Here is a 24,444-nt window from a genome sequence, read left to right on the forward strand (position 1 = left end):
CTGCTGATCCACCGGTTTGAGGGTGTCTGGTTCCCGTGGGGGAACCACTTCTCGGCCAGGCCCGTTCCCGGGGGCTTGTGCAGGCCCTCCAGGCTGTACAGCATTGAACAAAGTTGTCAGGGACACGTCTGTCTGCGCTGCTCCTGACGACGCGCCCCGGGCGTCCACCCGACGCCCTGAGTTCCCCCCACCATCTGGAGGACTTCCCGTGCGACTCCCCCGCCCCCACAGCCTTTCGAGACGAGCACGACTCATCACCGGGGCCACCGCCCTGGCCGCCTCCGCGGCGCTCGTCGTGCCCGCCGCCACCGCGACCGCCCAGCCGGCCCCGAAGACGTTCAGTACCAGCGAGCTCAAGCAGACGGCCGACTCCGTGCGGACCGCGGACGTCGCCGGCACCGCCTGGTACGTCGACGCCGAGTCGGGCAAGGTCGTCGTCACGGTCGACAGCACGGTCAGCAAGGCCGAGATCGCCGAGATCAAGGACGTGGCCGGCGCCAACGCCGACGCCCTGGAGGTCAACCACGCGCCCGGCACGTTCTCCAAGCTCATCGCGGGCGGCGAGGCCATCACCACGGGTGGTTCCCGGTGCTCCCTGGGCTTCAACGTGCAGGACAGCGCGGGGACCAAGTTCGCGCTGACCGCCGGCCACTGCACCAACATCGGCAGCTCGTGGTCGATCGGCACCACCGCCGGCTCCAGCTTCCCGGGCAACGACTACGGCATCATCCGGCACTCCAACCAGAGCGCCGCTGACGGCCGTGTCTCCCTCTACAACGGCAGCTACCAGGAGATCACCGGCGCCGGGAACGCCTCGGTCGGCCAGTCCGTCAAGCGCAGCGGCAGCACCACCGGCGTACACGGCGGCTCGGTCACCGGCCTCAACGCCACCGTCAACTACGGGGCCGACGGCATCGTCAGCGGCCTCATCCAGACCAACGTCTGCGCCGAGCCCGGCGACAGCGGCGGCGCGCTCTTCTCCGGCAGCACCGCGCTCGGCCTCACCTCGGGCGGCAGCGGCAACTGCTCCTCCGGCGGCACCACGTTCTTCCAGCCCGTCACCGAGGCGCTCAGCGTCTACGGCGTGAGCATCATCTGATCCCCGCACCGATCAGGGTCCTTCTCCGCCGGGCCTGAGCACTGCCCCCGTCCGGTTCGCCGGCGGGGGCAGTGCGCGTTGCCGGGCCGCGCCAGGCGGCGGGGGTCGCCCCGAACCGCGCCGGACGCCCCCTCGCCCACCTACTCACCGCCGAACTGAGTACCCGCCCCCATGCCCGCCCCGCCCCGCCGCCCCCACACTCCCTGGCATGACACCTCTGCCGTCGCCCCCCGCCGAGGAACTGGTGCTCCTCGACCGTGAGCTGGTCTGGCTGGACGCCCGCCGGGCGCAGTTGCTCCGCCGCCGCGCCTGGTTGAGGGCCGCGCTGCGTGCGCAGCACACGCGGGGGTGGCGCCCGCCGCCCGCCGCCTGGCCGCCGCCCGCCGCCTGGCCGCCGCCCGCCGCCTGGCCGCAGGCCGCGCCGGCCGGCTGGGCGCCCGCCCCCGCACCGCGTCCCGCCCCGGCGGCGATCCCCCCGGACCCCGCCGCCGCACCGGGTGCGCAGCATGTGCTGCTGGTCCTCGGCGGACTGCTGCTCGCCGTCGCCGCCATCGCGTTCACCCTGGTCGGCTGGGGCCAGTTGGGGATCGCGGGTCGGGCCACCGTGCTGGCCGTGGTGACGGCGGGAGTGCTGGCGGCGCCCGCGGCGCTGCTGCGCCGGGGGCTCGTCGCGACGGCGGAGGTGGTGGCCGCGGTGGCGCTGCTGCTGACGGTGCTCGACGCGTACGCGCTGCATGCGGCGGTACTGCCCGGCACCGACGGCGCGGGGTACGCGGCGTTCGCCTCCGGGGCGCTGGCGGCGGGGTGGACGGCGTACGGGGCGGGGCTGGGGCGGTTGCGGCTGCCGTTGCCCGCCGCCGTGGTCGCGGGGCAGTTCCCCCTGGTGCTGGGGGCGTGGGCGGCAGGTGGTTCCGCGCTGGTGGTCGGCTGGGCGCTGCTGGCGACGGCCGCCGGAGGCGTCCTGGTCGCGGTGCGCGGGCCGGGGCTCGCGGTGCGGGTCACCGCCTGGGTGGGGGCCGGGACGACCTGGGCCTGCGCGCTGCTGACCGGCGGGGGGACCTCCTTGTCGGCGAGCGGTCCGCTCGCCGCGGCGGGGCCCGGTGCACTGCTGCTGGGTGCCGCGGCGGTGGCGCTGGCCGCCGCCTGGCGGGCTCCTCAGGAGGTGGCCGTGACCGGGGGAGTGGTGGCCGGCCTGGCGGCGGTCGTCGGTGTCGGCGGGGTGCTGCGCACCGAGGTGCCGTGGAGCTGGGTGGTCGTGGTCCACCTGCTGTGCGGGGTGGCGCTGGCGCCGGTGGCGCGGGTCACCGCGGTGCCGAAGCCGGTGCGGCACGGGCTGCTGGGTACGGCGGCGGGGGTGACGGTGCTGGCGGTGCTGGCGGTGCTGCCCTCCGCGGCGGCGGCGCTGCTCGGCCCGGGCACGGTGCTGGCGGGGCCGTGGGCCGCAGTGCCGGACGGAGTGCGGGACGGGGCCGCCGGGGCGTGGGCGTGGCCGGACGCCGTCTCCGTACCGGTGGTGCTGCTGGTGGCGGCCGTGCTGCTCGGGGCGGTGTACGCCTCCCTCGTCCAGGAGGGCCGGCCGGTAGCGGGCCGCCGGGCAGCCGTCGCAGCCGTGGCGGTCGGTCTCGCCTCGGGGGCGGTGCCGGTGCTGCTGGTGACGGCCGACGTCCCGTACGCGGCGGCCCTGGCGGTGGATCTGCTGCTGGTCGCGGGGCTGCTGGCGGTGGCCGTGGTGGGCCGGGTGCCCGCGGCGCCGGCCGGGACCGCGCTGTGGTGTGCGGTGGCCGTGGCGGCCCACGTGGGCCTGCTCGCGCTCGCCGCCGAGCCCGCCACGTACGCGGCCTTCGGCGTCCTCCTGGTGCTCTTCGCGGGGGCGGCGGCGCGGTCGGAGGCGGTCGTGGACCGGGTGGTCACCGTGGTGCTCTCGGTGGTGTGCGCGCTGGTGGTGGCGCTGGCGGCCGGGGCGTCGCTGGAGCTGGGCGCGGCACGCACCGCCGTGCTGGTCCTCGCCGTTCCGGCGGTCGCGGTGGTGCTGGGAGTGTGGCTCCGGACGCCCGAGGTGGTGGTGTCCCTGGAGGCGGGCGGGGCGTTCGGCGCGCTGGTCGCGCTCGGGCTGGCGCTGACCGACGGGCCCTGCCTCGCCCTGGTGCTGGCGCTCTGCGGGGTGCTGGCGGCGGCGACCGCGGTGCGCCCGGAGCGCAGACCCGGCGCGGGCTACCTGGCGGCGGCACTCCTCGCCCTGGCGACCTGGGTCCGGCTCGTCTCTGCCGGGGTGGCGCACCCGGAGGCGTACACCTTGCCGGTCTCGGTGATCGCCTGCGCCGTCGGGTACCTGCGCCGGCGGACGGACCCGGAGGTGTCTTCGTGGGCGGCGTACGGTCCCGGGCTGGGGGTGACGCTGCTGCCGAGCCTGCTGGCGCTCTGGTCCGACCCGCACTGGCAGCGCCCGCTGCTGCTGGGCGCGGCGGCGCTGGCGGTGACGCTGGCCGGGGCGATGCGCAGGCTCCAGGCCCCGCTGCTGCTGGGCGGCGGCGCGCTGGCACTGGTCGCTCTGCACGAACTGGCGCCGCACGTGGCCCAGGTGCTCGACGCCCTGCCGCGCTGGGTGTTCCCGGCCCTCGCCGGGCTGCTGCTCCTCGCGCTCGGCGCCACCTACGAGCAGCGGCTGCGTGACGCGCGCCGACTGCGCGAGCGCCTCGGCCGGATGCGGTAGGTCCGGTGGGCGCGGGGGAGGGCCGGGGGTACGGCGTGAGCGCCGTACCCCCGGCCCTCCGGCCGTCTCACGCCGTGTTGTTGGCCAGGGCCAGCAGACGGGCGGCGGAGCCGTTGAACTTGTTGCGGTCGACGTCGCCGCCGACACCGCCGACCCGGCCGGTCGCCGAGTACTGCCAGAACGTCCACGTCGGGAAGCCGCTCGGCACCGTCGGGGCGCTCACGCCCCAGTGGGCCACCCAGAACGGGGACTTGGCCGCCATGCCGGTCCAGCTGCCGGTGCAGGTGTTCCACCAGTTCGCCGTCGTGTAGATGACGACGTCGCGGGAGGTACGGGCCTTGTACCGGGCGTGGAAGTCGTTGATCCAGGTCCGCATCTGCGTGGTGGACAGGCCGTAGCACATGGCGCCCGAGGGGTTGTGCTCGATGTCCAGGACGCCGGGCAGGGTCCGGTTGTCACGGGACCAGCCGCCGCCGTTGCTGGCGAAGTAGTCGGCCTGCGCCGTGCCGGTGGAGGCGTTCGGGCGGGCGAAGTGGTAGGCGCCGCGGATGACCCCGGCGTTGTACGCGTTGGTGTAGTTCGCGTTGAACCGGGCGTCCTTGAAGTTGGTGCCCTCGGTGGCCTTGATGTAGGCGAAGGACATCCCGGACGCCTTCACCGAGCTCCAGTTGATGGAGCCCTGCCAGTTCGACACGTCGATGCCCTGGACACCGCTGGTGTCGGCCGGGCCGATGGTGCGCTCGTCGGGGCCGGCGCCGAGCCCCTGCTCGACGCGGGTGCCGACACCCATGTACGCCTTGCCGGGTGCGAGGTCCTTGCCGGGCGGGGGAGCCGACGAAGCGGCGGCGGCGGTGGGCGCCAGGGTGAGCGCCAGGGACGCGCTGACGAGACCGCCGAGGAGGGCGACCGCGGGTCTGCGGCCGCGGCGTGCGAAGGATCTGTACGCGGACATGACTGCCTCCAGGCACGAGGGGGGTGAAGCAGGGATCGCGCGGATGACCGTGCCCGGGCGCAGGCGCCCGGAGGGAACGGGCCGCTCGCCATGAGCACGACACAAGTAATGCACGCGCGTAGACCCCCGTAAAGACCCACCCGTCGGCTCCGCTGGTCTACATCACTGGCGGCGCTCCTGACCTGCCGCTACGTTCCCGGCGGCCGTGAAAGTTTTCGCCATGGAGGCCCTGGGGCCCATCCAGGAGGCTCCAGCGGCCGGAACCGCGCCTCGCCCCGGCGTCGTGCGCGGCCCCTGTCGGACCGGGTGCGAGTCGCGGCACCTGCGCCAGGACCGCGGCCCGGAACCAGGTGCGGCGGTTCCGGGCCGCTCGCCCGTCACCTGCCGGACCCGCTTCGCCAGGGTCTGAACCGGGCGTACCTCTCGGACCGGGGCCGCTGGTCGTCCGCGGTGCGCAGGGCCCCGCCGCCCCGGCGGGCGGCTGGGCTGTCGTCATCGTCCGCTCCCGTCATCGTCCGCTCCCGTCGGCGCCGCCTCGTCGGTCTCGCCGTGCGACCGGCGGCTCCATGCGCCCCGGGGTGCGACCCCGCTTCCCGTTCGGATAAGCGTATTAAGTAACTCACATCGGCGACTGCGAGCCGCATTTCCGCCCTGCCCCGCCCGGCGTCCTGTTCAATGTGCGCGAAGGGAAATCACGTCGGTTCCGACCGCGGTGAACCACTCTTTGGTGGGGGGTTGAAGCCGCCGGAAGAGGATAAGAATCACTCGGGCTCGCTCCGGGTGAAGGGCCGGATGCGTCCGGGTGAGGCCGGATTCCTCGCCCGTCTCCCGAAAGCACAGCGTAGTGCCGGGTTCTTGTCGGTGTTCCTCTCGTCTTTCCATGGTGTCCCGCGTCTTTCCCGCGGTTTCCCCGATTTCCGCGGATCCTTTCGCGTGTCCGTGCGCCGGCCTTTCTGTCGACGATTGCATTCCTGGGGGTGTTGTGCATGTCCCATAGCGATCCGGAACCCGATGGTATTGCCCCGGACGGAATCCTTCCCGAAGGAATTCCTGTTTCCTTACCACTCGCCGGGCGGGCCCGGGCCGTGCTGCGCGTCGCCGCGTATCCGCTGCTCCTCGCGGCGACCGTCGCGGTGGCCGGCCTCGCGCTGAGCCTGCGGTGGGACCCCGCGCGGGTCAGCCCGCTCTTCCTGATGGGCGTGCTGCTCTACCTGACCGTGCTGGAGCGGCTGATCCCGCACCAGCGCGACTGGCACCCCAGCACCGCCGAATGGCGCTGGTACGGCGTGTACTTCCTGCTGACCATGGTGGGCAGCGCGGTGGCGCAGACGCTGGTGACGACCGCCGTCGGCGTGGTGGCGCCGGCTGATCCGGCGCTTCCGCTGGGGGCCGAGATCCCGGCCGCCCTGCTGAGCGGTTCCCTCGTCGGCTACCTGGCGCACCGCCTGGGCCACACCAACCGGTGGCTGTGGCGGCTGCACGGCGTCCACCACGTCCCGCAGAAGGTCAACGTCGCCAACAACGGCGTCAACCACGTCCTGGACATCGTCGTCGCCCAGGGAGCCGTCCAGCTCACCCTCGCCCTCGTCGGCTTCTCCCAAAAATCGGTCCTCGCGGCCGGCCTGTTCACGGCCGCCCAGGGCTACTTCGTCCACGCCAACATCGACGTCCGCATCGGCCGCCTCAACCACGTCCTGGCCAGCCCGGAGCAGCACCGTCTGCACCACAGCACCGACCTGGACGAGGCGGGCCACTACGGCTCCGACCTCTCCTGCTGGGACCACCTCTTCGGCAGTTTCACCTGGCACCCCGGCCGCGAGCCGGCCGCCGTCGGACTCCACGACCCCACGTCGTTCCCCGCGACCGGCGAGATCCTCGCCAGTCTGCTCCATCCCCTCCACCGCGCGAAGCGGCGCCGGAGCGGCCGAGCCTGACCCGGCTCGCCGTACCGCCGACCGCGCCGCCCCTCGCGGCGCGACCACCTGAGGAGTGTGCGAACTTGGCTGACGCGATCAACGACGCCCCGACGGGCAAGGTGGCGATCATCGGTATCGGCTGCCGCCTGCCCGGCGGAGCCGACGACCACCGCCGCTTCTGGCGGAACCTGCTCAGGGGCAAGGACTGCCTCACCCCCACCCCGCCCGACCGCTACGACGCCGCCACCCTGGCCAGCCGGCACCGGGACAAGGCCGGGAAGCTGGCGGCGGGCCGGGGCGGGTACATCGACGGCTTCGACGAGTTCGAACCGGCCTTCTTCGGCATCAGCCCCCGCGAGGCCGACCACATGGACCCGCAGCAGCGCAAACTGCTGGAGGTGGCCTGGGAGGCGCTGGAGGACGCCGGGCAGCGCCCGGCCGAACTGGCGGGCAGCGACACCGGTGTCTACGTGGGCGCGTTCACCCTGGACTACAAGATCCTCCAGTTCGCCGACCTGAGCTTCGAGACCCTCGCGGCGCACACGGCGACCGGCACCATGATGACGATGGTGTCGAACCGGATCTCGCACTGCTTCGACTTCCGGGGCCCGAGCCTCACCGTCGACACGGCGTGCAGCTCCTCCCTGGTGACCGTCCACCTGGCGTGCCAGAGCCTCCTGCGGGGCGAGAGCGACCTGGCGCTCGCGGGGGGCGTCCTGCTGCACTCGGCACCCCAGTACACGATCGCCGAGACCAAGGGCGGCTTCCTCTCGCCGAGCGGTCGCTCCCGGGCCTTCGACGCCGCCGCCGAGGGGTACGTACGCGCCGAGGGCGTCGGCCTGGTCGCCCTCAAGCGGCTGGAGGACGCGCTGGCCGACGGCGACCCGGTGCACGCCGTGATCCTGGGCAGCGGCGTCAACCAGGACGGCCGCACCAACGGCATCACCGTGCCCAGTGCCGACGCCCAGATCTCCCTGGTCCGCCGGGTGTGCGCCGAGGCCGGCGTCACCCCGGGCGACCTCCAGTACGTGGAGGCCCACGGCACCTCCACGCCCGTCGGCGACCCCATCGAGGCCAACGCCCTGGCCCAGGTCCTCGCCGAGGGCCGCGCCCCGGGCGCCGCCTGCTACGTCGGTTCGGTCAAGACCAACATCGGCCACACCGAGTCGGCGGCGGGCATCGCCGGGCTCATCAAGACCGCGCTGGCCCTGAAGCACCGGGTGATCCCGCCCCACATCAACCTCGACACCGTCAACCCGGCCATCGCGTACGAGAGTTCGCCGTTCACCATTCCGACCGCGGCCACCGCCTGGCCCGCGCACGAGGGGCCCGCGCGGGCCGGGGTCAACTCCTTCGGCTTCGGCGGCACCAACGCCCACATCGTCCTGGAGGAGCCACCGGCCCGCCCGGCCGCCCCGGCGCCCGCCCCCGAAGCCGGGCGGATCGCCGCGCAGAGCCTCCCCGAGGAGTCCGCGCGTCCCGGCGGGCCGGGCTGGAGCATCCTCCCGCTGACCACCCGCCACCCCGACGCCCTCGCCGAGACGGCCGCGGGCATCCGGCGCGAACTCGACGGCGGCAACGGCGCCAGGCCCGCCCTCGCCGACCTCGGCCACACCCTCGCCCACCGGCGCCAGCACCTGGAGTCACGGCTCTCCGTCGTGTACTCCTCACGTGCCTCCCTCGCCGAGGCCCTCGACGCCCACCTGCGCGGCGACCCCCACCCCCGGGTGGTCCAGGGACGGCGGCTGGAGCCCGAGGACCGGCGCCTGGTCTGGGTCTTCACCGGTATGGGGCCGCAGTGGTGGGGGATGGGCCGTGGGCTGCTGGCGAGCGAGCCCGTCTTCCGGGACGTCGTCACCGCCTGCGACCGGGAGATCCGCCGCATCGCCGGCTGGTCGCTCCTCGACGAGATGGCGGCCGGCGCCGAGACCTCCCGGATGGCGGAGACCTGGCTCGCCCAGCCCGCCAACTTCGCCGTCCAGGCGGGCCTGGCCGCCCTCTGGCGCTCGTACGGGGTCACGCCCGACGCCGTCGTCGGCCACAGCACCGGGGAGATCGCCGCCTTCCACGAGGCGGGCGTCTACTCCCTGGAGGAGGCCGTGGGGATCGCCGTCCACCGCAGCCGCCTCCAGCACACCCTCGCCGGAACCGGAGGCATGCTCGCCGTCAGCCTCTCCGAGGAGGAGGCCGAGCGCCGGGTACGGCCCTACGCCGACCGGGTCTGCGTCGCCGCCGTCAACAGCCCCACCGGGGTCACCCTGGCCGGTGACCGCGACACGCTCGTCCAGCTGGCCGAAGCGCTCCGCGCCGAGCAGATCTTCGCCAAGCTCCTGACCGTCCAAGTCCCTTACCACAGCCCCCGGATGGACCGGATCAAGGACGAGCTGCTCGCCTCGCTCGCGGGGCTCGCGCCGCGCCCGGCCAAGGTGCCCGTCCACCTCACCGCGATCGAGGGGCCGGCCGACGGGGTGGTGCTGGACGCCGCCTACTGGTGGCGGAACGTCCGCGACCGGGTCGCCTTCCGCGCCGCCGTGGACCGGCTGGCCGACGAGGGCCACCGCCTCTTCCTGGAGATCGGGCCGCACCCGGCCCTCGCCCACTCCCTTGGCGAATGCCTCGAAGCCACCGGGCGGACGGCTGTCACGGTGCCCTCGGTCCGCCGCGAGGAGGACGAACCCGAGCGGTTCGCGGCCTCCCTCGCCACCCTGCACAACCTCGGCGTCGCCGTCGACTGGGACGTGCTCCAGCCCGTCGGCCGGACCGTCCCGCTGCCGCGCTACCCCTGGCGCCGCGACCGCCACTGGACCGAGCCCGAGAACGTCGCGCGGGTCCGCCTCGGCCGCCTCGACCACCCCCTCCTGGGCCGCCGCACCGACCACGCGGGCCCCGCCTGGCAGTCGGGCCTCGACACCGAGCGGCTGCCCTATCTCGCCGACCACCGCATCCAGGACTCCGTGGTCTTCCCCGCCGCCGGCTACCTGGAGATGGCCACCCAGGCCGTCCTGGCGCTCACCGGCTCGACCTCGGCGGTCCTCGCCGACGTGGACCTGCGCAAGGCGCTCTTCCTCGCCGAGGACGAGACCAGGACCGTGCACCTGACCATCGACCCGGAGAGCGCGGACTTCGCCATCGCCTCCGTTCCGGCGGGCCCCGGAGGCGAACGGACCGTCCACGCCACCGGTGTCGTCCGCACCGTCCAGCACCCCACCGCCGGGCCCTCGCTGGACCCCGCCGCCGTCCAGGCCCGCAGCCACCGCCGGCTCACCGGCCCGGAGTGCTACGCCGGACTCGCCGCCCTCGGCTACCAGTACGGCCCGGCGTTCCAGGCGCTCGACGAGGTCTGGATCGGCGACGGCGAGGTCCTGGCCCGCGTCAGCCCGCCCGAGTCCCTCGGCGACGACGCCGCCCGCCACCACCTCCACCCGGTCCTCCTCGACGCCTGCTTCCAGTCGCTGCTGACCCGCCAGATCCCGGCCGAGGGCGCCCCGGCTCCCGGCACCGGCATCCGCCTGCCGCTCTCGCTCGCCGAGCTGAGCCTCGCCCCGGTCGGTGACCGGACCCTGTGGGCGCACGGCGTCATCACCCGCGACGACGGGGACGAACTCGTCGCCGACCTCGCCCTGTACGCCGAGGACGGCACCGCCCTCGGCCGCCTCGGCGGGTTCCGCGCCGCCGATGTGGAGAAGGCGTCCACCACCGTCTCCCGGGCCACCATCGACTCCTGGCTGGCCGTTCCCACCTGGACCGGCCGCCCGCTGCCCGAGGACGAGGCGACCAAGGCGCCCGGCGCGGGCGACGGCGACTGGCTGCTGTTCACCGACGGCGACCCCGCCGGCGTCGGCGCCGCCTTCGCCGCCCTGGTGACCAGCCTCGGCCACCGCTGCCGCACCGTCCGGCCCGCCGCCACGTACAGCAGGAGCGCCGACGGCACCGACTTCACCCTCGCCCCGGACTGCGACGGCCACCTCGCCCGCCTCTTCGCCGACCTCGACGCGGACACCGGGCCCTTCCGGGGCACGGTCGTGCACCTCGGCGGCCTGGCACTGCCGCCGTACGAGACGTGCGCACGCGACGCCCTGCGGCGGGCGGCCGGCGGCGGCGCCTACGCGCTCGTGGCCCTGGCCAAGGTGCTCCAGGCCCGGCCCGAGCCCTGCGCGCTGCACGTCGTCACCCGGGGAGCGCAGCCCGTCGTCCCCGGCGAGGCCGTAGAACCACTCGGGGCGCCCGCCTGGGGCGTCACCCGTGTCCTGCGCCACCAGGAACTCACCGGGCACCGGGGCAAGCTGATCGACCTCGACCCGGCGCACGACCCCGGCGGGGCCCGGGCCGAGGCCATGGCGCTGCTGCGCGAGTTCCGCACCGACGACGAGGAGGAGATCGGGCTGCGCGGCACCCACCGCGCCACCAGCCGCCTGCGCCCCGCCGACGACCTCACCCGCCCCCTGCCGCCGCGGCTGCGCGCCGACGGCAGCTACCTGGTCACCGGCGCCTTCGGCGCGCTCGGCCGCCTGCTCTGCCGCACCCTGGTCAAGCGCGGGGCCCGGCACCTCGTCCTGATGGGCCGCACCCCGCTGCCGCCCCGCCGCGAATGGCGGCGCACCGACCCCGCGAGCGCCCAGGGCCGCGCCGTCGCCCTCCTGAAGGAGCTGGAGGCACTCGGCGCGCACCCGGTCTGCGCCCCGGTCGACGTCACCGACGAGGCCGCGCTGACCGCCTGGCTCGACGCGTACCGGCAGGGCGACCCGCCGCCCCTGCGCGGCGTCTTCCACCTGGCCGGGCAGGTCAGGGACACCCGGATCGCCGACCTGGACCGGGCCTCCTTCGACGCCGTCCACGACCCGAAGACCGTCGGCGCGTACCTGCTCGACAAACACCTGCGGGACGAACCGCTCGACCACTTCGTCCTGTTCGCCTCCGTCGCCTCCCTGCTGACCACCGCCGGGCAGACCAACTACGCCGCGGGCAACGCCTTCCTCGACGCCCTCGCCCACCGCCGCCGAGCCGAGGGCCGGCCCGCCCTCAGCCTCGACTGGGGCCCCTGGGCCACCGGCATGATCGAGGAACTCGGCCTGGTCGAGCACTACCTGCACAGCCGGGGCATGAGCAGCCTCACCCCGGACGTCGGCATGAGCGTGCTGGAACGCGTCCTCGGGCAGGACCGGGCCCAACTCGTCGTCGCCACCGTCGTCGACTGGCGGACCTTCCTCGCCTGGTACGACACCCCGCCCTCGCTCGTCGCCGACCTCGCGGCGGCCGGCGACGCCGCAGCCGCCAGCGGCGGCGGCTTCCTCGACACCTTCCGCGCCGCCGACGGTGACCGGCGCCGTGCCCTGGTCGCCGAGCGCTTCACCCACCTGGTCGCCACCGTGCTGCGCACCCCGGTCCAGGACGTCGACCCGGCCGGCGGGCTCGGCGCCCTCGGCCTCGACTCGCTGCTCGCCATGGAGGTACGGGCCAAGGCGCAGGCCGAGTTCGGCGTCGCACTGCCCGTCGTCGCCCTGCTCAGCGGCACCCCGGTCGGCGAACTCGCCGACCGGCTCCACGACGGGCTCGCCGAACGGGTCGCCACCGACCAGGGGGGCGGCACGGCCGCGGCCGTGGAGCTCTTCACCGACGAGGGCGACCACCCACTGACCCAGAACCAGAAGGCCCTCTGGTTCCTCAAGCAGCTCAACCCGGACGGCTACGCCTACAACATCGGCGGCGCCGTCGAGGTGCGGGCCGCACTCGACCCGGAGCTGATGTTCGAGGCGGTCCGCCGGCTGGTCGCCCGCCACCCCGCGCTGCGCACCACCTTCCACCTGAGCGAGGGCCGGCCGGTGCAGCGCGTCGCCGCCGAGGTCGAGCCCGACCTCGCCCTCTTCGACGTCGAGGGCCAGGAGTGGGAGGAGATCCGGCGGACCATCATCCGCGAGTACCGCGAGCAGTACGACCTGGAGCGGGACGCGCTGGTCCGCTTCCGCCTCTTCCGGCGCGGCGACGACCGCTGGATCATCATGAAGGCCGTCCACCACATCGTCTCGGACGCCGTCTCCACCTTCACCTTCATCGAGGAACTCCTCGCCGTGCACGAGGCGTTGAAGCAGGGGCGGGAGCCGTCCCTGCCACCGGTGACCGCCCGCTACGTGGACTTCCTCAACGAGCAGAACCGCTTCCTGGCGAGCCCCGAGGCCGGCGCCATGCTCGACCACTGGCGCTCCCGCCTCCCCGCCGAGGTCCCGCTGCTGGACCTGCCCACCGACCGGCCCCGCCCGGCCGTGCAGACCCACAACGGCGCCTCCGAGTTCTTCGTCCTCGACGAGGAGCTGAGCGCCCGCGTCCACGCCCTCGCCCAGCGCCACGGCGTCACCCCGTTCATGGTGCTGATCTGCGCCTACTACCTGCTCCTGCACCGCTACTCGGGCCAGGACCACGTCATCGTCGGCTCCCCGGTGACCGGCCGCACCCAGCAGGAGTTCGCCTCGGTCTACGGCTACTTCGTCAACCCGCTGCCGCTCCACGCCGACCTCTCCGGCGCACCCTCCGTGGCCGAACTCCTGGACCAGGTGCGCTCCACCGTCCTGAACGGCCTGGACAACCAGGAGTACCCGTTCGTCCTGCTCGTGGAGGAGCTGGGGCTCCAGCACGACCCCAGCCGCTCGGCCGTCTTCCAGGCGATGTTCATCCTGCTCACCCACAAGGTCGCCACCGAGCAGTACGGCTACCGGCTGGAGTACATCGAACTGCCCGAGGAGGAGGGCCAGTTCGACCTCACCCTCTCGGTCTACGAGGACGAGGCGGAAGGCCGCTTCCACTCCGTCCTCAAGTACAACACCGACCTGTTCGACCCGCAGACCGTCCGCCGGATGGCCGGACACTACGTCCACCTGCTCGACAGCATGACCCGCGCCCGGCCCCAGACCCCCACCCCCGAACTGGAGATGCTCGGCGCCGAGGAGCGCGAGCGGCTCGTCGGGGAATGGAGCGGCGCCCGGGAGGAGGCCGCCGCGCAGCGGGCAGCCGGCGCCCACCGGCCGGTCCACCGGCTGATCGCCGAGGCCGCCGCCGCCCGCCCCTGGGCCACCGCCGTCACCGTCCCCGCCCCCTACGGCGCCTCCGCCCACCTCACGTACGGGGAACTCGAACGGAGGGCCCGCACCCGGGCGCGGCGGCTGCGCGCCCTCGGCGTCGGGCCCGGCACGGTGGTCGGCGTCCGGCTCGACAAGACCCCGGAACTGATCATCACGCTGCTCGCCGTCCTCAAGGCCGGCGGCGCCTACCTCCCCCTCGACCCGGCCCTCCCCGCCGACCGCACCGCCCAGGTCCTCACCGGCGCCGGAGCCGCCCTGCTGGTCACCGGCCCGGGTACGGCCGGCACGTCCACCGCACTGCCCTGCCCGGCCGTCACCCCCGACCAGCTCCGCGCCGCCGAGAGCGACGGGCCCGCCCCCGAGACCGCCGACGCCCCGGACGCCCCGGCGTACGTCATCCACACCTCCGGCTCCACCGGCGTCCCCAAGGCCGTCCGGGTCAGCCACCGCAACCTCGCCGCCGCCTACGCGGCCTGGCGCACCGCCTACCGCCTGGAGCGGGACGTGCGGGTCCACCTCCAGACCGCCCAGCCCTCCTTCGACGTCTTCACCGGCGACCTGGTGCGCGCCCTGTGCTCGGGCGGCACCCTGGTCCTCGCCGACCGCGACCTGGTCTTCGACACCGCCCGTCTGTACCGCACCCTGCGCGCCGAGCGCGTCGACTGCGCCGAACTGGTCCCCGCCCTGGCGCGCGGCCTCATGGACCACTGCGCCCGCGAGGGCGAGCGGCTCGACTTCCTCAAGCTGCTGGTCGTCGGCTCCGACACCTGGAAGGTCGCCGAGTACCAGCGGCTGCGCGAGCTCTGCGGCCCCGGCACCCGCGTCCTCAACTCCTACGGCGTCACCGAGGCCACCATCGACAGCGCCTGCTTCGAAGGCCCCGCCGAGGGCCTGGAACCGGGCCTGACCGTGCCGATCGGACGCCCCCTGCCCCATGCCGCCCTGTACATCCTCGACGCGGCCGGTGCCCCCGTGCCCCCGGGCGTCACCGGTGAGCTGTGGATCGGCGGCGACGGTGTCTCCCTCGGCTACGCGGGCGACCCTGAGCTGACCGCGCGCCGCTTCACCACCCGCACCCTGAGCCGCGAGCCCGGCGCCCGGCCCGTGCGCCTCTACCGGACCGGCGACCTCGCCCGCTGGGACGCCGAGGGCCGCGTCCACCTCCTCGGACGCCAGGACGGCCAGGTCAAACTGCGCGGCCACCGGATCGAGACCGGCGAGGTCGAGGCCCACCTCACCACCCGGCCGGGCGTCGCCCGGGCCGTGGCCGCCGTCCGCGCCGACGCCACCGGCGAGGCCGTCCTGTGCGCCTACTGCGTCCCCGAACCCGGAGCGACCCTGGACATCCGAGCGCTGCGCCGCCACCTCGCCACCGTCCTGCCCTCGCACATGGTCCCCTCCCACCTCGCCGAGGTCTCCGCGCTGCCGCTGACCGCGCACGGCAAGGTCGACCTCCGCGCCCTGCCCCAGCCGCACGGCGAGCGGCACCAGGCGTACGAGGCGCCCGTGACCCTCTACGAGGTGAGCATGGCCCGCCACTGGGAGTCCCTGCTCGGCCTGGAGCGGGCCGGGCTCGGCGACGACTTCTTCGAATCCGGGGGCAGCTCCATCAAACTCATCGAACTCCTCCACCACCTGCGCACCGAGTTCGGCGTCACCGTCCCGGTCAGCCGCCTCTACCAGGTGACGACCCTGCACGGGATGGCCGCCGCCGTCGAGGAACGCGTCACCGGCACCACCGCCGAAGAACTGCCCCACCTCACCTTCAACGAGGCCGCCCCCGACCCCCTCTTCTGCTTCCCGCCCGCCGGCGGCCACGGCCTGGTCTACCGCGGCCTCGCCGCCCACCTCCCCGAGTACCGCGTCCTCGCCTTCAACTACCTGCCGGGCGAGGACAAGGTGGCGCGCTACGCCGATCTGGTGGAGGCCGCCCGGCCCACGGGGGAGTGCCGGCTGCTCGGCTACTCCCTCGGCGGCAACCTCGCCTTCGAGGTGGCCCGCGAACTGGAGGCCCGCGGCCGGAGCGTCGGCCATGTGGTGATCCTCGACTCCCGGCGCGTCACCGAGGCGTTCGAACCGGGCGCCGACGGACTCAAGGCGTTCGAGGCGGAACTCGGCGGCCACCTCTACAAGCACACCGGTTCGGAGATCGTCACCAGCACGGTGCTGGAACACGCCGCCGAGTACCTGGGCTTCTGCGGCCGCAACCCCAACACCGGCACCGTCGGCGCCCCGGTGAGCGTGCTGTCCGACGAGGAGAAGACCGAGCTGTACGCGGCCGGCGTCCCCGGCGCCTGGCACGGCAGCTCCACCACCGGCCACCGCGTCCTGCGCGGCTCCGGCAAGCACGCCGACATGCTCGACGCCGACCACCTCCCGCGCAACGCCGCCCTGGTCCGCGCCCTGCTGACGGGGGAGGCCGGCCGTGCCGCGTGAGGAGGACACCGAGTGGACCCGGCGCGAGCCCGCGCCGGGCAGCCCGCCGCGCGTCATCATCGTGGGCGCCGGCATGGCCGGCCTCTCCACCGGCTGCTACGCCCAGATGAGCGGCATGCGCACCCGCATCTTCGAGAAGCACGTGCTCCCCGGCGGCTGCTGCACCGCCTGGTCCCGGGACGGCTACCTCTTCGACTACTGCATCGAGTGGCTGATCGGCACCGCCGAGGGCAACGACGCCCACCAGGTCTGGCGGGAGCTGGGCGCGCTCGACGGGAAGACCGTCACCAACTTCGAGCTGTTCAACAAGGTCACCGACGAGACCGGCAGGTCGGTGGTCTTCTACAACGACCCCGACCGGCTCCAGGCCCACCTGCTGGAGGTCTCCCCGGGCGACGCCCGCCTGATCCGCTCCTTCTGCCGCGACCTGCGGCGGTTCACCGAGATCGACCTCTACCCCTTCCTCACCGCCCCCGCCCTCAGGACGGTGCGCGAACGGGCCGCCACCCTGCGCACCGTCCTGCCCGCCTTCCGCCTCTTCTGGCGCACCGCCGCCACCCCGATGCACCGGTTCGCCGACCGGTTCGAGGACCCGCTGCTGCGCAAGGCGTTCCGCAACATCTTCTTCCAGGACCCCGAGGGCTTCCCGGTGCTGCCCTACCTCTTCAACATGGCCGCCGCCCACCACGGCAACGCGGGCTTCCCGCAAGGCGGTTCGCTGGGCCTGGCCCGGTCGGTCGAGGAGCGGTACACCGGGCTCGGCGGCACCGTCAGCTACCGCGCGCGCACCGAGAAGATCCTGGTGGAGAACGACCGGGCGATCGGCGTCGAACTGCGCGGCGGCCGCCGCTACTACGCCGAGCACGTCGTCTCCGCCTGCGACGGCCACACCACCATCCGCGGCCTGCTCGGCGGAAGGTACACCGGACCGCGCGTCGACAAGCTCTACGACGAACTGCTGGAGAAGCCCGGCACCCTCTTCCCCGCCGTGGTCTCCGCCTTCGTCGGCATCGAGGGCCCCCTCCCCGAGGAGGACGCGCACAGCACCACGTACCTGCTCGACACCGAGGAGGCCGCGGCGCTGCCCGGCGCCCTCCAGGACAGCCTCGTCGTCCAGCTGCGCTCCCGCTACTCCGAGGGCTTCGCCCCGCCCGGCAAGTCGGTGGTGCACTGCACCTACTTCAGCGACTACGCCCACTGGGCCGAACTGCGCCGCACCGACCGCCGGCGCTACCGCGAGGAGAAGCGCCACGTCGCCGGCTTCGTGCGGGATTTCCTCGCCCGCCGCTGGCCCGACGCCGCGGACCGGATCGAGCTGGTGGACGTCGCCACCCCGGCCACCACCCGGCGCTACACCGGCAACCACAACGGCTCGATCCTCGCCTGGAAGGCGTTCTCCGACGCCGACGACCTCGCGGCCGGCCTGGTCGGCAAGGACCGGATGCGGCTGCCCGGACTGGCCGGGTTCTCCATGGCCGGGCAGTGGGTGGGGATGGGCGGCCTGATCCGCGCCGCCTCCACCGGCCGCTTCGCCGTCCAGTACCTCTGCGCGGAACTGGGCCTGCCGTTCCGCGCCCACGAGAGCACCGGCACCGAGCCCTGGCACCCCGGCCGACTCGGCCGGCTCCCGCAGCTCGACCGCTGGTACGCCAAGGAAAGGCGCGGTTCATGACGACAGCGGGGGAGCGGACCACCCGGCCGGGACCGGACCGCAGGGAAACCATGATCATCATCGGTGCGGGGCTCGGCGGCCTCTCCACCGGCTGCTACGCCCAGATGAACGGCTACCGCACCAAGATCCTGGAGATGCACGAGATCCCCGGCGGCTGCTGCACCTCCTGGGAGCGCGGCGACTACACCCTGGACGCCTGCGTCAGCTGGATGCTGGGCAGCGGGCCGGGCAACGAGATGCACCAGATCTGGCTGGAGCTGGGCGCCCTCCAGGGCAAGGAGGTCCGCCACTTCGACGTCTTCAACGTCGTGCGCGGACACGACGGGCGCGCGGTGTACTTCTACTCCGACCCCGACCGCCTCCAGGCCCACCTCACCGCTCTCTCACCCGCCGACGCCAAGCAGATCAAGGAGTTCTGCGGCCACCTGCGCGCCTTCCGCAAGGCACTCACCGTCTACCCCTTCCTCAAGCCGGTCGGCCTGATGGGCCGTGTCGAGCGGCTGCGCATGCTGGCCTCCTTCGTCCCGTACGCGGGCGCCGTCCGCAAGACCATCTCGGTGCTGATGGCCCAGTACTCGGGCCGGTTCAAGGACCCGCTGCTGCGCCAGGCGTTCAACTTCGTCCTCTACGAGAAGCACCCCAACTTCCCCGTCCTGCCCACCCACTTCCAGCTCGCCTCGCACGCCAACCTCTCGGCGGGCGTCCCCGAAGGCGGCTCGCTCGGCGTCGCGCGGTCGATCGAGCGGCGGTACCTCGGGCTCGGCGGCGAGGTCGCCTACAACACCAAGGTCGAGGAGGTGATCGTCGAGAACGACCGGGCGGCCGGGGTGCGTCTGAGCGACGGCCGCGAACTGCGGGCCGACATCGTGGTGTCGGCGGCCGACGGCCCCACCACCATGAACAAGTTCCTCGGCGGTCGCTACCTCGACGACGACTACCGGCGGCTCTACACCGAGACCCTCCACCAGCCCGGCATGGTCTTCCCCGGCTACTTCACCCTCTTCCTCGGCCTCAAACGGAGCTTCCCCGCAGCCGACCCCTGCACCACCTACCTCCTCACCGACGAGCAGGCCGCCGAGCTGACCGGCATCCGCCACCCGAGCATCAACGTCCAGTTCCGCGACCGGCACTACCCCGAGCTGTCCCCGCCGGGCACGAGCGTCGTCTACGCCACCTACTTCTGCGACATCGCCCCCTGGCGCGCCCTGGACGAGGGCCCCGAGCAGGCCACCCGCCGCCGGGGCGGACAGGAACTGCACACCCTCCCCGTCCGCCACGGCCGTGGCTACTACGCGGCCAAACGCCGGGCCAGGGTCGCGCTCGTGAAGTTCCTGGAGGAGCGGTTCCCCGGCCTGGAGGAGTCCATCGCCGTACGCGACGTCTCCAGCCCCCTCACCCAGGTCCGCTACACCGGCAACTACGACGGGTCGGTGCTCGGCTGGCAGCCGTTCGTGGAGAGCGGCGAGACGCTGGAGGAACTGGTGAAGAAACACGGCCCCGGACTGCCCGGTCTCGCCGACTTCTACCAGTCCGGCGTCTGGGCGACCACCGGCGGCCTGATCCGCGCCGCCGCCGCCGGCCGCCACGTCATGCAGTTCGTCTGCCGGGACGACGGCCTGCCCTTCACCGCCTCCGTCGACACCTCCGCCCCGCCCCCCACCCACCTCGTCATCCCCGTAGGGCCGCAGGAAGGCCCCGCCCCCGCGCCGAAGGAGCCGCAGTGAAGATCAGCAAGTGGGTGGTCCGCGAGCACGTCGAGGGCACCCCGGACGTCAGGCGGCTCTACGAGAAGGTGACCGAGGACGTCACCGTCGACCTCGCCCCCGACGAGATGCTGCTCAAGACCCTGTACGTCTCGGTCGACCCCTACCTCCAGGGCATCGCCCTCGACACCCCCGTCGGCGGTCACATGGGAGCCGACTCGATCATGGAGGTGCTGGCGGCCGGGCCGCGCGCCGCCCACCGGCCCGGCGACCTGGTGCAGGGCTTCGGCGGCTGGCAGTCCCACGTGATCAGCGACGGCGCCCCCAGGCTCTGGCAGACCGGCACCTTCCCGATGGTCTTCCCCGCCTACCGCCGCCTGCGCCGGGACTGGTACGACGAGGTGCTGCCGCTGCAGACGGCGCTCAGCGCGATGGGCGGCCCCGGGATGACCGCCTGGGCCACCCTGACCACCTTCCTGGACCCCCGGCCGGGCCAGACCCTCGTGGTCAGCGGCGCCTCCGGAGCCGTCGGCACCCTGGTCGGCCAGCTCGCCCGGCTCGCCGGCGCCCGCGTGGTCGGCACCACCTCCAGCCCGGCGAAGGCGGACTACCTGGCCGGGCTCGGCTTCGACGAGGTCGTCCGCTACCGGCACGGCGACAGCGTGGACCAGGTACGGGAAGCGCTGGACCGGGCCGCGCCCGACGGCGTCGACCACTACTTCGACAACCTCGGCGGCGCGGTCACCGACGCGGTCTTCGCCCGGCTCAACGTCGGCAGCAAGGTCGCCATCTGCTGGCAGTGGGCGACCCAGGTGGGCCGCGAGGCGGTCGGGCCACGGCTCCTGCCGTACATCATGTTCCCCCGGACGACGGTCCGCGGGATCTTCTCGCTGGAGTGGTTCACCGAGGCCAACTGGCAGGCCCTCCACGCCGATCTGGGCGGCCGCCTGCGCCGCGAGGAGGTCGTCTGCGACCACACCCTGCACCAGGGGTTCGACGCCATCCCCGACGCCTACGCCAGCCTCTACCACGACCGCACCGGCAACTTCGGCAAAGTCCTGGTCGCCCTGTGACCGGCGCCGGGGACACCGCCCACCGCCCCGCCCCGTACGACCACCGCCCGGAGGTATCTTGACCGCCGCGATCCCCACCAGTGCCGAGACCGTCCCGCCGCCCGCCCCGCTCCACCGCCGCGGCCCCGCCGAACCGGGACCGCCCCGGCCGTGCACCCTGCCCGACGGTTCCCCCGGCTGGCTGGTCGACCGGTACGCCGACGTGCGGCAGGTCCTCAGCGACAGCCGGTTCGGCCGCGCCGGGCTCTACGTCCAGGACGGCCCCTCCCGCTCCCAGGCGGCCGGGCTGGTGGACGACCCCGAGCTGATGTTCAACCAGGACGGCGTCGAGCACCTGCGGCTGCGCCGCACCCTGCGCCGGGCGTTCACCCCGAGGGCGGTCTCCCGGTGGCGCCCCTGGATCGCCTCGATCGTCGACCAGCTGCTGGACGACCTAGCCGCGCGCGGCGGGCCGGTGGACGCGGTGGCCCTGTTCACCCTGCCGCTGCCCGTCGCCGTGATCAGCCGCCTGATGGGCCTGGACGCCTCGGTGCGCGGCCGGATGCGCCACTGGAGCGAGCACGCCTTCTCCGACGGCACCCGGCCCCGTCAGGAGGTGGACGCGGCGCTCGCGGAGTTCTCCGCCTTCGGCGCCGGGCTGCTGGCCCAGCGGCGCCGCGCCCCCGGCGACGACCTGGTCAGCAGCCTGGTCCGGGCCGCCGACACCGAGGGCGGCATTCCCGAGGACCGCCTCGTCAGCCTGGTGTGCGGCCTGGTGGCGGGCGGCCACGACAGCACCATGACGATGCTCGGCAACTCCCTGCTCTACCTGCTCGCGGAACGGCCGGAGGTCTGGCCCCGGCTGGCCGACGAGGCGTCGGCGGAACTGGCCGCCGCGCGCCTGATCCACCTGATCCCGCTCGGCGACGACCCGGGCAGCACCCGCTGCGCCACCGAGGACGCGGAGGTCGGCGGCGTGCTCATCCCGGCCGGCGCGGTGGTGCTCGCCGACTCCGTCACCGCCAACCGTGATCCGGCGGTCTTCCCCGCCGGGCAGACCGAGGCCCTGTTCACCCCGCTCCCGGCGCCCACGCTCTCCTTCGGCGCCGGACCGCACTACTGCCTGGGCGCCTGGCTGGCCCGGCTCGAACTCCACCTGGCCCTGCACCGGCTGGCCGTACGCTTCCCCGGGCTGCGGCTCGCGGAGCCGGAGCAGCCGGTCCGCTGGCGGCCGGCCGGCACCTCGCGCAGCCCCGAACAGCTCCTGGTCACCTGGTAGCGCGGAGCCCCGCGGGGTGCGCGCCGACGCACGCACCCCGCGGGCCGACCGCTCAGGCGGCCTTGACGAGCCGGATGTAACGGTCCCAGTCCCACAGCGGACCCGGATCGGTGTGGGTGGCGCCCGGCACCTCGTGGTGGCCGATGATGTGCGCGCGGGTCCTCGGGATGGCGTACGAGTCGCAGACGGCCGCGGTGAGCGCGGCCGAGGCGGAGTACAGCGCGTCGGTGAAGTACTCCGGCTTGTCGACCCACCCCTCGTGCTCGATGCCGACGCTGCGGGAGTTGTAGTCCCAGTTGCCCGCGTGCCAGGCGATGTCCGCCTCCCGCACGCACTGGGCCACCCGCCCGTCGGCGGAGCGCACGAGGTAATGGGCCGAGACCTGCTTGGCCGGGTTCTGGAAGATGCCGAGGGTGTCGGCGTAGGTCTCCTGCGTCACGTGGATGACGACGAAGTCCACCGGGTACTCGCGCGGCCGGTTGGCCACCGTGTAGTTGCCGGGGGCGGCCGGCACCCAGTCGGCGTCCGGGCGCTGCCGGGTCTGCGCCCGGCTCGCGAAGGCGGGCCCGGCCGACCCGGCGAGGAGCACGGCCGGCAGGGCGGCCGCCCCCTTCAGCAGTCTTCTGCGGGCAAGGGAGGTTCGGGGACGTTCCACGTCGGTCCTGCCTCTCGGTGGGGGGAACCGGGCCGCCTGCACGGCAGCCCGCTGAACCGCCGGCCCCGGGCATGGGGTACCGGGGCGGGGCGTGCGTACGAGGGGTGCGGGTGCCACCGCGAGCCGGGCGTGCGCGTCGGTGCGGCGACGACAGCACGGTACGCGCGTAGATGACGGCGCGGTAGGGGGTACGGGGGAGCGGTGACGGGTACGGCGCGATCGCCGAACCCGTCACTCCTCCGCCTCGAACAGCCGGTGCGCCAGGGGACGTTGCCGCTCGACGCAGTCAGGGCGGCGGGCTCAGTCCTCGGCCCAGAGCGCCCCCGCGTCCCGGACCGCGCCCGCGATCCGGTCGGCCGTCGCCTCGTCCCGGGGCAGCGGGTCGAGCAGCGGGCCGTCCGCGGTGCCCCAGCGGCGGGCCACGGCGGCCGGGTCCTCCCCGGTCAGCAGCCCCGCGGCCTGCGCGGCGGCGCCGAGCGCGACCAGTTCGGCGGCGTGCGGCACCCGGACCGGGCGGCCGGTCAGCCGCCGTACCGTCTGCTGCCAGGCACCGCCCCGGGCGCCGCCGCCGATGAGCAGCACCGGCTCAGCCGGGTCGGCGTCGGCGTCGAGGACCAGGCCGAGCGCGTCGAGCAGGGAGTGCACGGCGCCGTCGTAGGCGGCCTGGAGGATCTGGCCCGGTGTCGTGTCGTGCCTCAGCCCCGTCAGCAGGCCCGAGGCGTGCGGGAGGTCCGGGGTGCGCTCGCCGTCGAGGTACGGCAGGAAGGTGGCCGTGCTCCCCGGTTCGACGGCCTCGCGGTCCAGGCCGAAGAGGGCGGCGACGCGGTCCACGGCCTGGGTGCAGTTGAGGGTGCAGGCCAGTGGCAGCCAGTCGCCTCGGGCGTCCGCGAAGCCCGCGACCGTCCCGGTCGGATCGGCGGGCCGGCGCGTGGAGACGGCGTAGGCCGTGCCCGAGGTGCCCAGGCTCAGCACCGGGGTGCCGGGGCGCAGCCCGAGGCCGAGCGCGGCCGCCGCGTTGTCGCCGGTCCCGGCGGCGACCAGGGTGCCCCGGGCGAAGGGCAGTTCGCCCTCGCGAACGGTCCCCGCGACCTCTCCGGGGCCCACCACCTCGGGAAGCAGCCCCCGGTCCAGGCCGATCAGCTCCAGCACCGTGTCGTCGTACGCCTCCTCGGGGCCGGCCCACCAGCCGGTGCCCGAGGCGTCGCCGCGGTCGGTGGTGCCGCGTCCGGTGAGCCGCTCGGTGAGGTAGTCGTGCGGGAGGCGGACGGCGGCGGTGGCCCGGGCGGCCGCGGGCTCGTGCTCGGCCAGCCACGCCCACTTGGCGGCCGTGAAGGAGGCACCGGGGACGCTGCCGATCCGGTCGGCCCAGACCCGCGGCCCCCCGAGTTCCGCCACCAGCCTGCGCGCCTGCGGGGCCGAGCGCACGTCGTTCCAGAGCAGCGCCGGGCGGATCGGGGAGCCGTCGGCGTCCAGGGTGACCAGGCCGTGCTGCTGGCCCGCGACCGAGACGGCGGCGGCCCGGTGGGCGGCGGGGCCGCAGGCGCGCACCGCCCCGGTCAGCGCCGACCACCAGTCGCGCGGGTCGCTCTCCCGGCCGGTGCCGGTGGTCACGCGGTGCGGAGCCTGGCCGGTCGCGACGACCCGGCCCGTCCCCGCGTCGACCACGAGCGCCTTGGCGGACTGGGTGGAACTGTCGATTCCGACGACGAGCGGACCCTCGGCGGTTGACATCGGCCTCTCCGTCTCTGCTGGTCGGCCGTCGCGCGCCGGGGCGCGGTGCGGACGGCGGCGTCCGGGGTGATGCGCCGAGCCTGCCACGCCCGGCCTCCCGGGTCGACCGTCCCGGCCCCTTCCCATCCCGCCCTCCCGCCAGTAATTTGTCAACGCCGCGAACGAATCC

11 protein-coding genes are annotated in these 24,444 nt (G+C 74.2%); 8 read left to right on the forward strand and 3 right to left on the reverse strand.

What is annotated here, in order from left to right; genetic code table 11:
• The first annotated feature begins 208 nt into the window (after window positions 1-208).
• Entirely contained in the window at window positions 209-1,099 is an 891-nt protein-coding gene (locus tag ACSLIC_RS24170) for a S1 family peptidase (protein WP_436739806.1), read from the forward strand.
• A 208-nt stretch (window positions 1,100-1,307) separates the two neighbouring features.
• Window positions 1,308-3,809, forward strand: coding sequence for an SCO7613 C-terminal domain-containing membrane protein (locus ACSLIC_RS24175; RefSeq protein WP_436739807.1), 2,502 nt, complete (start codon window positions 1,308-1,310; stop codon window positions 3,807-3,809).
• A 67-nt stretch (window positions 3,810-3,876) separates the two neighbouring features.
• Here the strand turns inward: ACSLIC_RS24175 and ACSLIC_RS24180 are convergent, their stop codons facing one another.
• Entirely contained in the window at window positions 3,877-4,761 is an 885-nt protein-coding gene (locus ACSLIC_RS24180) for a lysozyme (protein WP_436739808.1), read from the reverse strand.
• 1,085 nt (window positions 4,762-5,846) lie between these two features.
• On the opposite strand from ACSLIC_RS24180, the gene ACSLIC_RS24185 reads away from it, so the two are divergent.
• From ACSLIC_RS24185 to ACSLIC_RS24210, 6 genes are all read left to right on the forward strand, one after another.
• Window positions 5,847-6,695 carry a sterol desaturase family protein gene (locus ACSLIC_RS24185; protein ID WP_436739809.1) on the forward strand — a complete coding sequence of 283 codons (849 nt, stop codon included), beginning with the start codon at window positions 5,847-5,849 and terminating at the stop codon, window positions 6,693-6,695.
• A gap of 65 nt (window positions 6,696-6,760) precedes the next feature.
• Window positions 6,761-16,183, forward strand: a complete 9,423-nt coding sequence (locus tag ACSLIC_RS24190) for a non-ribosomal peptide synthetase/type I polyketide synthase (protein WP_436739810.1) — start codon at window positions 6,761-6,763, stop codon at window positions 16,181-16,183.
• Window positions 16,173-17,855 (forward strand): phytoene desaturase family protein, encoded by a 1,683-nt coding sequence (locus ACSLIC_RS24195; protein WP_436739811.1) that lies wholly within the window; start codon window positions 16,173-16,175, stop codon window positions 17,853-17,855. Before ACSLIC_RS24190 ends, ACSLIC_RS24195 begins: the two co-directional genes overlap by 11 nt.
• A gap of 50 nt (window positions 17,856-17,905) precedes the next feature.
• Complete coding sequence (locus tag ACSLIC_RS24200; protein ID WP_436740468.1) at window positions 17,906-19,579, forward strand: phytoene desaturase family protein; 1,674 nt, start codon at window positions 17,906-17,908, stop codon at window positions 19,577-19,579.
• Window positions 19,576-20,631 (forward strand): MDR family NADP-dependent oxidoreductase, encoded by a 1,056-nt coding sequence (locus ACSLIC_RS24205; RefSeq protein ID WP_436739812.1) that lies wholly within the window; start codon window positions 19,576-19,578, stop codon window positions 20,629-20,631. The genes ACSLIC_RS24200 and ACSLIC_RS24205 overlap by 4 nt, the downstream gene beginning before the upstream one ends.
• 58 nt (window positions 20,632-20,689) lie before the next feature.
• On the forward strand, window positions 20,690-21,889 hold the full coding sequence (locus ACSLIC_RS24210; protein WP_436739813.1) for a cytochrome P450: 1,200 nt from the start codon (window positions 20,690-20,692) through the stop codon (window positions 21,887-21,889).
• A gap of 52 nt (window positions 21,890-21,941) precedes the next feature.
• Here ACSLIC_RS24210 and ACSLIC_RS24215 read toward each other — a convergent pair whose 3' ends face one another.
• Both ACSLIC_RS24215 and xylB read right to left on the reverse strand, forming a co-directional pair.
• Window positions 21,942-22,544, reverse strand: a complete 603-nt coding sequence (locus tag ACSLIC_RS24215; RefSeq protein ID WP_436739814.1) for an N-acetylmuramoyl-L-alanine amidase — start codon at window positions 22,542-22,544, stop codon at window positions 21,942-21,944.
• 300 nt (window positions 22,545-22,844) lie between these two features.
• Window positions 22,845-24,275, reverse strand: a complete 1,431-nt coding sequence (gene xylB, locus ACSLIC_RS24220) for a xylulokinase (RefSeq protein WP_436739815.1) — start codon at window positions 24,273-24,275, stop codon at window positions 22,845-22,847.
• Between the last annotated feature and the right edge of the window lie 169 nt (window positions 24,276-24,444).

The sequence above is a fragment of the Streptomyces sp. BBFR102 genome (genome assembly GCF_051397025.1).
Lineage (GTDB): Bacteria > Actinomycetota > Actinomycetes > Streptomycetales > Streptomycetaceae > Streptomyces.

Excerpts from the sequence above, each read along its gene's own strand:
- ACSLIC_RS24175 (WP_436739807.1), top strand. The coding sequence starts at position 1,308 with ATGACACCTCTGCCGTCGCCCCCCGCCGAGGAACTGGTGCTCCTCGAC.
- ACSLIC_RS24180 (WP_436739808.1), bottom strand. The coding sequence starts at position 4,761 with ATGTCCGCGTACAGATCCTTCGCACGCCGCGGCCGCAGACCCGCGGTC.
- ACSLIC_RS24200 (WP_436740468.1), top strand. The coding sequence starts at position 17,906 with ATGATCATCATCGGTGCGGGGCTCGGCGGCCTCTCCACCGGCTGCTAC.
- xylB (WP_436739815.1), bottom strand. The coding sequence starts at position 24,275 with ATGTCAACCGCCGAGGGTCCGCTCGTCGTCGGAATCGACAGTTCCACC.